General features: G+C 71.2%; 10 protein-coding genes and 1 pseudogene. 6 read left to right on the top strand and 5 right to left on the bottom strand.

Going from position 1 to position 8,694, the window contains the following annotated elements:
• Nucleotides 1-184: pseudogene (locus tag SACSA_RS26265) on the top strand (hypothetical protein); the annotation flags it as partial.
• A 63-nt stretch (nt 185-247) separates the two neighbouring features.
• Here SACSA_RS26265 and glfT1 read toward each other — a convergent pair.
• From glfT1 to wzm, 3 genes are read right to left on the bottom strand one after another with little or no spacing between them, the layout of a single operon-like run.
• On the bottom strand, nt 248-1,150 hold the full coding sequence (glfT1, locus tag SACSA_RS0115895; protein WP_019818640.1) for a galactofuranosyltransferase GlfT1: 903 nt from the start codon (nt 1,148-1,150) through the stop codon (nt 248-250).
• 1 nt (nt 1,151) lies between these two features.
• Nucleotides 1,152-1,958 carry a galactan export ABC transporter ATP-binding subunit Wzt/RfbE gene (gene wzt / locus SACSA_RS0115890; RefSeq protein ID WP_019818639.1) on the bottom strand — a complete coding sequence of 269 codons (807 nt, stop codon included), beginning with the start codon at nt 1,956-1,958 and terminating at the stop codon, nt 1,152-1,154.
• A gap of 6 nt (nt 1,959-1,964) precedes the next feature.
• Entirely contained in the window at nt 1,965-2,858 is an 894-nt protein-coding gene (gene wzm / locus SACSA_RS0115885) for a galactan export ABC transporter permease subunit Wzm/RfbD (RefSeq protein WP_019818638.1), read from the bottom strand.
• 250 nt (nt 2,859-3,108) lie between these two features.
• On the opposite strand from wzm, the gene SACSA_RS0115880 reads away from it, so the two are divergent.
• The 4 genes from SACSA_RS0115880 (at nt 3,109) to pseI (ending at nt 5,976) form a co-directional block, all read left to right on the top strand.
• Entirely contained in the window at nt 3,109-3,768 is a 660-nt protein-coding gene (locus SACSA_RS0115880; RefSeq protein ID WP_019818637.1) for a glycosyltransferase family 29 protein, read from the top strand.
• Nucleotides 3,769-3,858: 90 nt separating this feature from the next.
• On the top strand, nt 3,859-4,416 hold the full coding sequence (locus SACSA_RS23315; protein ID WP_048876865.1) for a hypothetical protein: 558 nt from the start codon (nt 3,859-3,861) through the stop codon (nt 4,414-4,416).
• A gap of 4 nt (nt 4,417-4,420) precedes the next feature.
• Complete coding sequence (locus SACSA_RS0115870) at nt 4,421-4,930, top strand: GNAT family N-acetyltransferase (RefSeq protein WP_019818635.1); 510 nt, start codon at nt 4,421-4,423, stop codon at nt 4,928-4,930.
• Nucleotides 4,927-5,976 (top strand): pseudaminic acid synthase, encoded by a 1,050-nt coding sequence (pseI, locus tag SACSA_RS0115865; RefSeq protein WP_019818634.1) that lies wholly within the window; start codon nt 4,927-4,929, stop codon nt 5,974-5,976. The genes SACSA_RS0115870 and pseI overlap by 4 nt, the downstream gene beginning before the upstream one ends.
• A gap of 10 nt (nt 5,977-5,986) precedes the next feature.
• On the opposite strand, the gene SACSA_RS0115860 is transcribed toward pseI, so the two are convergent.
• A complete protein-coding gene (locus SACSA_RS0115860) occupies nt 5,987-7,126 on the bottom strand; it encodes a DegT/DnrJ/EryC1/StrS family aminotransferase (protein ID WP_019818632.1) in 1,140 nt (379 codons plus the stop codon).
• Nucleotides 7,123-8,115: a UDP-N-acetylglucosamine 4,6-dehydratase (inverting) gene (gene pseB / locus SACSA_RS0115855; RefSeq protein WP_019818630.1), complete on the bottom strand. Its 993-nt coding sequence runs from the start codon at nt 8,113-8,115 to the stop codon at nt 7,123-7,125. The genes SACSA_RS0115860 and pseB overlap by 4 nt, the downstream gene beginning before the upstream one ends.
• A gap of 47 nt (nt 8,116-8,162) precedes the next feature.
• Here pseB and SACSA_RS23310 point away from each other — a divergent pair.
• Nucleotides 8,163-8,694, top strand: a 532-nt coding sequence (locus tag SACSA_RS23310; RefSeq protein WP_083940275.1) for a cytidylyltransferase domain-containing protein, incomplete at its 3' end; no start/stop codon positions are given.

Here is an 8,694-nt window from a genome sequence, read left to right as displayed (position 1 = left end):
TGGCGCTGGTGCCGCGGCAGGGCGAGGCGGCGCGGCCGGCGCTCCGATGGGTGCCGGAGCGGGCCGTGGCGGCCAGGGCGGTGACGACGAGGAACACCAGCGTCCGACGTACCTGGTCGAAGCCGATCCGGACAGCGTGTTCGGCACCGACGAGCGCACCGCGCCCCCTGTCATCGGTCAGTAGCGCGTCTCGTCGTCCGGCCGTCTCACCGGGGCCGGACGACGAGACCCCGCCGCGGTCCGGCCGTCAGTGCCGGTAGAAGCGTTCCCTTCGACCCTGCCGGACCAGGCGCAGCCACCGAGCGAAGGCCTTCGGGTCGCGCTTCACCCCGACGAAGTACAACCCGAACCGCAGCAGCTCCAGTGCGCCGAGCTTGCGCATCCCGGGCTGGGAGAGCAGGAACCCCCGGTTGCGGTAGGTGTAGTAGCGCTTGACCTCGTTCTCCGGGTCCTGCGCGTGGAATCGGCCACCGAGCATCGGCTTGAACTCGTCCGACCCGTTCGGATGCAGGTACGCGGTGCGCAGGGACGTGCCGAACGGCAAACCGGACCGCACGAGCCGCCGGTGCAGCTCGACCTCGTCACCGCGGACGAACAGCCGCAGATCGGGCACCCCGGTGACCTCCAGCGCCGAGGCGTGGAACAGGGCGCCGTTCATCAGCGACGCGATGCCGGGCAGGAAGTCGGCGCCCAGCTCGTCGGCGGCGCGCTTCCACGTCAGCCCGCGCCGCAGCGGGAACGCGAGCTGGTCCGGGCTGTCGATGTTCGTCACGACCGGCGAGACCTCGGCCAGACCGCGTCGCCGTGCCTCGTCGAGCAGTACCGCGAGCACGTTCTCGTCGGCGGGACGGCCGTCGTCGTCGGCCAGCCACACCCACTCCGCACCCAGCGCCAGCGCGTGCAGCATCCCCAGGGCGAACCCGCCCGCACCGCCGAGGTTGCGGTGCGAGGGCAGGTAGGTGGACGGCACGGCGCAGTCGGCCACGACGTCGCGCGCGGGCTGGTCCGGGCCGTTGTCCACGACGACGAGATGGTCGACGGGCCTGGTCTGGGCCGTGACCACCTTCAGTGACTCGGCGAGCAGCTCGCGGCGGTGCCGGGTGACGACCACGGCCACGACCGCGTCCTCGGGCAGGACGGGGCTGTCCATGTCAGCCACCGCTCGGCGCCGGGGTCTGACCGATGCGGTCGCGCGCCTCCTGGCTGAGGTTCTCGAACGGGTCCTTGCCCTTGTAGGCGGTGAGCACCTCGCGCAGCGAGCCCCGCATCTTCATCCGGCCCTCGTCCATCCAGATGGCCGAGGTGCACATCTCCAGCAACAGGTCGTCCTGGTGCGAGGCGAACACCAGCAGACCGGACCGCCGCACGAGATCGACGAGCCGGTCGCGCGCCTTGTTCAGAAAGGCCGCGTCCACGGCGCCGATGCCCTCGTCGAGCAGCAGGATCTCCGGGTCGATGGAGGTCACCACGCCCAGCGCGAGCCGCACTCGCATGCCGGTGGAGTACGTCCGCAGCGGCATCGACAGATAGTCGCCCAACTCGGTGAAGTCGGCGATGTCGTCGACGCGCTTCTCCATCTGCTTGCGGGACATGCCCAGGTACAGGCCGCGGATGAGGATGTTCTCGTAGCCGGAGATCTCCTGGTCCATGCCCACGCCGAGGTCGAAGACCGGAGCGACCCGACCCTGGATGCGGGCGGCACCCCGGGTCGGCTCGTAGATGCCGGAGAGCAGGCGCAGCAGGGTCGACTTGCCCGCGCCGTTGTGGCCCACCAGGCCGATTCGGTCGCCGGTGGACAACGAGAGGTTGATGTCGTGCAGGGCCTCGATGATCGGCACCTTGCTCTCGGTGCCGATCTTGCCACCGACCTTGCCGAGCACCTTCTTCTTCAGTGAACGCGTCTTCGCGTCGAAGATCGGGAAGTCGACCGAGGCGTCCCAGACGTCAATGCTGACCATGATTCGTCACACCCAATACGAGACACGGGCACGGTAGTTGCGCATGACCAGCAGCGCCACGGCCCACCCGACGACCGCGATACCGCCGACGATCGCCCAGTGGTGCCAGCTCTGCTGGTTGCCGATCAGCGGCGCGCGCACGATCTGGATGAAGTGGTAGAGCGGATTCAGCTCGGCCACCAGGTCGCGCCAGCCGACGGTGTCGCCGAACCGGTCCCTGAGGATGTCGGTGGACCAGACGATCGGGGTCATGAAGAACAGCAGGTTCGTCAGGCTGGTCACGACCTGCGGGATGTCACGGAACCGGGTCGAGGCGATGCCGAACAGCAGCACCACCCAGCCCGCGTTGAGCGCCAGCAGCAGGAAGCCGGGGATCGCGAGCAACGCGTTCCAGCTCAGACCCGGCTGAGGAATACCGCCGCCATCGAGCAGGGTGTAGCCGGGTGTGGTCACCGCGCCCCAGAAGATGGCGATCACGACGAAGTACACGACCAGGTTGTGCGCGAACATCAGGCTCTGCCGCCACACCGTGCGCAGCACGTACACCGACAGCGGTGCGGGCAGGTGCTTGATCAGCCCGTCGTTCGAGATGAACGTGTCGGTGCCTTCGGTGAGACAACCCAGCAGGAAGTTCCAGACGATGAACCCTGTCGTGATGTAGGGCAGGAACGTCGAGACCTGTGAGCCGAACAGCTGCGAGTACAGCAACCCGAGGCCGAGCGCGGTGATCCCCATGCTGATGGTGATCCACAGCGGCCCGAGCACCGAGCGGCGGTAACGCTGTTTGATGTCCTGCCAGGCCAGGTGGCCCCAGAGCTCGGGTTGCCTGAACCCGTCCCGGAGGTCGCCGAAGGCGCGGGCGAAGGACCGGCTGTTCGCGCGGGGAGGTGCCGACGTCATCGTGGTCGTGTCCGTGGGGTCGACAGTGCTTGTGGCGTGCACGGGATATGAGGGTACTGGCGAAGTCGCGGGCCGATCGCGCGGTCCGCCTCAACGGCGTCGACCGGTGCTGAGCTGGCCGTTTCCGCCGACAGAGTCTCGCCGCCGCACGTCGGGGCCGCCGTGTCGGCCGGTGGGCGGCGCGGACACGCAGTGTCGATCACAGATCACGTTTCGCGTACGATCGCGACTCCTGATAGCTTCCCGGCGCATGGACGCTGGTGTTCGGTCACCGAGCCCGCGGGCAGAGCTGCTGCGGGCCTACGCCGACCGGCCCGACCCCCGTGCCGTGGCCGTGGTCGGTAACCAGCCGCTGGCCGCCGACGAACACCGGGCCCGGGTGATCGATTCCTGTGACCTGGTGATTCGCGTGAACGGGTACGTGTGCGACGAACCCGGCGCGCCGCCGACCGTCGGCACCCGGACGCACGTGGTCGTGTTCAACCGGGCGCTGCGCGCGACGAAGTGGGTCTTCGCCGACTACCGCCGCAAGCTGTACCTGCTGGTCGAGCCCGGCAGGATGCACTGGGAACCGGAGGACATCCCGGCGTGGTGGCCCGGGGATCTCGGATTCGTGCCCGTGTCCAACCGCGAGATCACCCTGCCGCTGTCCCGGGCACTGGGCCTGCCGACGAGACACGAGGCGGTCTGGGCCACGACCGGCACGACGGCGGCCTGGATCGCGCGGACGGCTTTCCCGGAGGCCGAACTGGTGCTGGCGGGCTTCTCCTTCCTCGACGACCCGCACCAGACGTCGTGGCGGCACGCGGCCGGGGATTCGTGCCCCGTGGGCCCGGAACACCGCATCGCCAGCGAGGGCGCGCTGCTGGAGTCGTGGGCCGGTGCCGGGACCGCTCGGATACTGCGATGACCCGATACCGCGATGACCCGATACCGCGATGACCCCGCACGCGCCGCCCACCTGGCCACCGAGACGCAGAGCCGAGCCGGAGGAGCCGTCATGCACCCGAACAACCCGTTGACACTGCTCCGCGCGGGCGCCGGCAGGCGGCTCGCCCGCTTCGTCGACTTCCGGGTCGACGACCGCACGCGGGCCCGCCTGGACGGCCACGAGGCCCGTGTGACCGAGCAGGAGCACCGCACCGCCGACCACTGCCGCAGGCTCGACGAGCTCGAGCACGGCCTCGGCAGGGTACGGGGAGACCTCCTCTGGACCTCGGGGGAAGTGAAGCGGCTCATCCCGCACGTCGCCGCCCAGGAGGCCAGGCTGGAGGACCTGCGAGAGCACCTGGCGCTGCTCGCCACGGACGCTCCGGTCGACGACGCGGAACTGGCGCGGGCGCGGAGCCTGGTCGAGGAGATCCAGCGGCAGCACGCCCAGGTGCGGGTCCGGCTGTCCGGAATCGCGCGGTACGAGGATCGTCTGCGCAGGCTGGAGGAGCAGGTAGCCTCCGCGGTGAACTCCGACGGAGCCGCCGCGAGCCCACCGGAGCGTGCGGCGCACCCGGCCGTGGAGTCGGCCGTCGTGGAGTCGGCAGCGTCGGACTCGGGGGAGTAGAGCCATGCTCCGTCCGGCGACCGAGGCGGATGTCGATGTCATCCGTCGGTGGCGCAACCACCCGAAGGTGCGGCGGTCGAGCTTCACCACGCACGAGATCGGCCCGGTCGAGCACCGCGCGTGGTGGGCCGTCGTCAGCGCCGAGGAGACGCGTCGGGTGCTCATCTACGAGCGTGCCGGGGTGCCCGCCGGGGTGGTGATCTTCGCCGGGGTGGGTTCCGAGGTCGTCGAGTGGAGCAAGTACGTCGACGTGGACGGGCTGGGGTCGGAACGGGCCCGGGCGTGGGAGGAACTGGAGCGCGAGGCCGCCGCCTACGCGTTCGGGGAGCTGGGGGCCGAGAGAATCGGCGCGGCGACGCTGGCGGAGAACACGCCGGTGCTGCGCCTGCATGCGCGCACCGGGTTCGTGGAGACCCGCCGCTGGGTCACCGAGATCGACGGGGAGCCGCGCGAGGTCGTGTGGAACGAGTTGAGCGCGCACCGCTGGCGTGAGCGGGAGAGCGAGGGCCGATGACCGGCGTGCGTCTCGGCGGGCACGCGGTCGGGCCCGGGCACCCTCCGTTCGTCGTGGCGGAGATGTCGGGCAATCATGGCGGCGACCTCGGCCGCGCCCTGGCGATCGTGGACGCCGTGGCCGACAGCGGTGCGCACGCCCTGAAGCTGCAGACCTATCGGCCCGACACGATCACCCTCGACGTTGAGCGCCCGGAGTTCCGCGTGGACAACCCGGACTCACCCTGGCACGGGCAGCACCTGCACACCCTCTACGAGCGCGCGCACACGCCGTGGGAGTGGCACGCGCCCCTCTTCGAGCGCGCGCGGCGGCGCGGGCTGGTGGCCTTCTCCAGCCCGTTCGACCCGACGGCGGTCGAGCTGCTCGAATCGCTCGACACCGCCGCGTACAAGATCGCGTCCTCGGAGCTGGTGGACCTGCCACTGATCGAGCGGTGCGCGCGCACCGGCAGGCCACTGGTCCTGTCGACCGGCAAGGCGACACCCGCCGAGATCGACGCCGCCGTGCGCACCGCCCGCGACGCGGGCAACGACGACCTCGTGGTGCTCGGCTGCACCGCCTCGTACCCGGCGCCGGTGCGGGAGAGCAACGTGCTGGCGCTGCCCACGCTCGCACGGGCGTTCGGCACCGCCGTGGGCCTGTCCGACCACACTCCCGGCATCGGGGCTGCCGTCGCGGCGGTGGCACACGGCGCGAGCCTGATCGAGAAACACGTGACGCTCGACCGCGCCGACGGTGCCGTGGACTCGGCGTTCTCCCTGGAGCCTGCCGAGCTGGCCGCGCTCGTGACCGAGTGCGCTCGGGCCTGGGAGGCGCTGGGGGAACCGACACTCGGTCCGAGGCCCAGCGAGCGCGCGGGCGTGCGGTTGCGCCGCTCCCTCTACGTCGTCGCCGATGTTCAGGCAGGCGAGCCCGTCACCGAGCGCTCGGTCCGTTCGGTGCGTCCGGCGGGTGGGCTGCTGCCCTCGGAACTTCCGACCGTGCTGGGCCGCCCCTTCCGGGCGGCGGCGACGCGCGGCACGCCGCTGACCTGGGATCTGCTCTGACCGTGCGGTCTCAAGTCACTCCGAAGAAACTCCGGATCTCCGCGCACACCCGGTCGACGTCGGAGTCGGTGAGGTCGGCGAACAGCGGAAGCGAGAGCTGCTGGGAGTAGAACCGCTCGGCGTTCGGGCACAGCCCGGGCCGGTAGCCGAGGTCGGCGAACACGGGATGCCGGTACACCGGCAGGTAGGTCACCTGGACGCCGATGCCACGCCGGTGCAGGTGGTCGTAGAGCGCGCCCCGCGCGCCGTCGAGCACGCGCAGCGGATACAGGTGCCACATCGGGTCGGCGCCGGGCCTGCGGGCCGGGGTGCGGACCTCCGCCACGTCGGCCAGCGCCGCGTCGTAGCGTGCGTGCAGCTCGGCCCTGCGGCGCTTGAACGCCCACAGCCTGCGGAGCTGGGAACTGCCCAGCGCGCAGAGTACGTCCGGCAGCCGATAGTTCAGCCCGAGCGTGTGCACCTCCTGGTGCCAGCCGCCCTCGTCCGGGGTGCGCTGGCGGGCGGCCTCGCGCACCAGGCCGTGCTCACGGAAGGCGCGCGCCGCCTCGATCAGCGCCGCCGAGGGCGTCGCCACCGCCCCGCCCTCGGCGGTGGTGACGTTCTTCGTGGGGAAGAACGAGAACGTGGTCAGGTCGGCCAGCGAGCCCACCGCCCTGCCGTGCCACGAGCCCCCGAGCGAGTGCGCGGCGTCCTCGAGCAGCAGCGCACCGGCCGAGTCGGCCACCGCGCGCAGATCGTCCAGCTCGGCCGGGTGACCGGCGTAGTCCACGGCGGCCACGACGGCCGTGCGCGGTGACAGCGCGGCCTTGGCCGCCTCGGGGTCGAGGTTGCCGGTATCGGGCTCGATGTCGGCGAACACGACCGTGGCGCCGTGCAGCAGCGCCGTCGACGCGGTGGCGACGAACGTCATCGGGCTGGTCACGACCTCGTCGCCCTCGCCGATCCCGGCGGCGGCGTAGGCGACGTGCAGCGCGGCCGTGCCGGAGGTCACGCACACGGTGGGGGTGCCGCCGGTGTGCGCGGCCAGGTCGGACTCGAACCGGGCGACGGCGGGCCCGGTGGTCAGCCGGTCGCCGCGCAGGACCTCGACGACGGCGGCGAGGTCGTCCCCGGTCATCGACTGGCGTCCGTAGGGCAGGAAATCGGTCACGACGCCTCCCCGGTCCCGGCGATGAGGTCGGCGATCTCGTCGCGGGTGAGCCACAGGTCGTTGGTGTCGGAGCGGTACGAGAACCCCTCGGGCACGGCCACCCCGTCCTCGGGCGGCCGGTAGCCCCACCCCGCGAGGTGCGGTTGCACCACGTAACGGTCGTCGAGGCGCACTGTTCGTCGCGCGTCGTCGGCGGCGATCATCTCCTCATGGAGTTTCTCGCCGGGGCGCACGCCCACCTCGTGCATCGGACTGCCGGGTGCCACGGCCTGCGCGAGGTCCACCAGCCGCATGCTCGGGATGCGGGGCACGAACAGCTCACCGCCGCGCATGGCGTCGAACGAGTCGACGACGAAACGGACCGCGCGGTCGAGCGTGATCCAGAACCGGGTCATGTCCTTGTGCGTGATCGGCAGTGACTCACCGCGCTCGGCCAGCGCCCGGAAGTGCGGGATGACGCTGCCCCGGGAAGCCATGACGTTGCCGTAGCGCACCACCGCGAACCGGGTGCGGTGCGCGGCGGCGTAGTGGTTGGCGCTGATGAACATGCGGTCGGCGCACAGTTTGGTCGCACCGTAGAGGTTGATCGGGCTGGAGGCCTTGTCCGTGGACAGCGCCACGACCTTGCGGACCCCGGCGTCGATCGCCGCCTCGATCACCTGCTGGGAGCCGGACACGTTCGTGGCGACGAACTCGAACGGGTTGTACTCGCCGGTGTCCACCTGTTTGAGCGCGGCGGCGTGGACGACGTGGTCGACGTCGTGCATCGCGCGGGCGAGGCGCCGCCGGTCGCGCACGTCGCCGAGGAAGAACCGCACCCGTGCGTCGTCGCCGAAGCGTCTGCGCACCTCGTACTGCTTGAGCTCGTCCCGGGACAGCACGACCAGTCTGCGCGGGCTCAACCTCCGCAGCGCGTGGCCGATGAACGCCGTGCCGAACGAGCCCGTACCTCCGGTGAGCAGGATGCTCGACCCGGCGAGCTCGGACATCAGCACCTCCCTGTGATCAACTGTATGCGTTGCGTCATCATCACAGCATGCCAGTCCGACCCGTCGTGAACGCCGTCATTCAGGCCCGAGTGTCATCGAGCAGGCTGCCGGGCAAGGTGCTGCGCCCGTTGGCGGGCCGCAGCGTGCTCGGCTGGGTGATCCGCGCGGCGGCGCGGGCGCCCGGAGTGGACGCCGTCGTCGTGGCGACCTCCACCGATCCGGGTGACGACGCGGTCGTGGCCGAGGCGCGCGAGCACGGGGCGGACGTGGTGCGCGGGCCGCTGGACGACGTGCTCGGCCGGTTCCTCGTGGCCTGCGCCGAGCACCCCGCCGACGCCGTGGTGCGGCTGACGGCGGACTGCCCGCTGGCCGACCCCGCGCTGCTCGCGCAGGTGGTGGCCCTGTGGCGGGCGCAGCCGGAGTTGGACTACGTCAGCACCACGCTCGTGCGCACGCTGCCCCGCGGGTTCGACGCCGAGCTGGTGCGGGTACCGGTGCTGCGCGAGCAGGCGCGCACGTCGCGCGGTCCGCATCGCGAGCACGTGACCTGGGCGGTCCGGCGCGCACCGGAGCGCTACC

It is taken from the genome of Saccharomonospora saliphila YIM 90502, assembly GCF_000383795.1.
GTDB lineage: Bacteria > Actinomycetota > Actinomycetes > Mycobacteriales > Pseudonocardiaceae > Saccharomonospora > Saccharomonospora saliphila.
This window is presented reverse-complemented; position numbering and strand designations above follow the sequence as displayed.

Excerpts from the sequence above, each read along its gene's own strand:
- glfT1 (WP_019818640.1), bottom strand. The coding sequence starts at position 1,150 with ATGGACAGCCCCGTCCTGCCCGAGGACGCGGTCGTGGCCGTGGTCGTC.
- wzt (WP_019818639.1), bottom strand. The coding sequence starts at position 1,958 with ATGGTCAGCATTGACGTCTGGGACGCCTCGGTCGACTTCCCGATCTTC.
- wzm (WP_019818638.1), bottom strand. The coding sequence starts at position 2,858 with ATGACGTCGGCACCTCCCCGCGCGAACAGCCGGTCCTTCGCCCGCGCC.
- SACSA_RS0115880 (WP_019818637.1), top strand. The coding sequence starts at position 3,109 with ATGGACGCTGGTGTTCGGTCACCGAGCCCGCGGGCAGAGCTGCTGCGG.
- SACSA_RS23315 (WP_048876865.1), top strand. The coding sequence starts at position 3,859 with ATGCACCCGAACAACCCGTTGACACTGCTCCGCGCGGGCGCCGGCAGG.
- SACSA_RS0115870 (WP_019818635.1), top strand. The coding sequence starts at position 4,421 with ATGCTCCGTCCGGCGACCGAGGCGGATGTCGATGTCATCCGTCGGTGG.
- pseI (WP_019818634.1), top strand. The coding sequence starts at position 4,927 with ATGACCGGCGTGCGTCTCGGCGGGCACGCGGTCGGGCCCGGGCACCCT.
- pseB (WP_019818630.1), bottom strand. The coding sequence starts at position 8,115 with ATGTCCGAGCTCGCCGGGTCGAGCATCCTGCTCACCGGAGGTACGGGC.